The sequence below is a fragment of the Candidatus Pelagibacter communis genome (genome assembly GCF_001179945.1).
Classification (GTDB): domain Bacteria; phylum Pseudomonadota; class Alphaproteobacteria; order Pelagibacterales; family Pelagibacteraceae; genus Pelagilacustribacter; species Pelagilacustribacter ubique_A.
This window is the reverse complement of sequence record NZ_CVSG01000087.1, coordinates 1-563: the sequence shown is the minus strand read 5'-3', so window position 1 is coordinate 563 and position 563 is coordinate 1. Positions and strand designations below refer to the sequence as shown.

Below are 563 nucleotides of genomic sequence, written 5' to 3'. Positions count from 1 at the left end.
ATAACCAATAATAACAAATATTGGTAAAATAATTTCTAAAACTATTGTGGGATAAAGTAAAAAGCCTGGCACACCATAACCTTCCATCCATGATATAGAATTATCTATATTGAATATTTTATTGTAAGCTGAGATTAAAAACAAAGCCGAAATAAAAATTCGTCCTAAAAAATCTAAAATATTTACCATATTAAGAATTTAAATAACTTCAAAGTAATGTCAAAAAACGATCTGTTTAAAACAGGTTTTTTTAGCTAGAATGTTAAAGCTCTATAGATCATTACAGCGCCCCCAAGCACTACACAGACTTCAATAATGATTGTATGCATCTTAACTCCAAGTTTATCTGCTATTTTTTTTGCTGTATAAGATCCAAAAATAGAAACTAAACCAATTAGAGATCCGACATATAAAGCATCTAAGTTTAACAAACCTAAATTCCAAAATGATATAAGTCTTATTGTGCAATTAATTAATGTTACAAAAGCATCAGTACCGATAATCTGTCCTCCGACCAAACCATTTGCAGCTAGAGCTGTAAGCAAAACAGAACCTGGACCTAA

The 563-nt window shown here is 29.8% G+C and carries 1 protein-coding gene and 1 pseudogene; both read right to left on the bottom strand.

Annotated elements, in window-relative coordinates; genetic code table 11:
- The coding region (locus AMN78_RS03810) for a DoxX family protein (RefSeq protein WP_143323167.1) at positions 1–189 on the bottom strand (189 nt) is incomplete at its 3' end.
- A gap of 65 nt (positions 190–254) precedes the next feature.
- Positions 255–563, bottom strand: a pseudogene (locus AMN78_RS03805) (sulfite exporter TauE/SafE family protein); the annotation flags it as partial.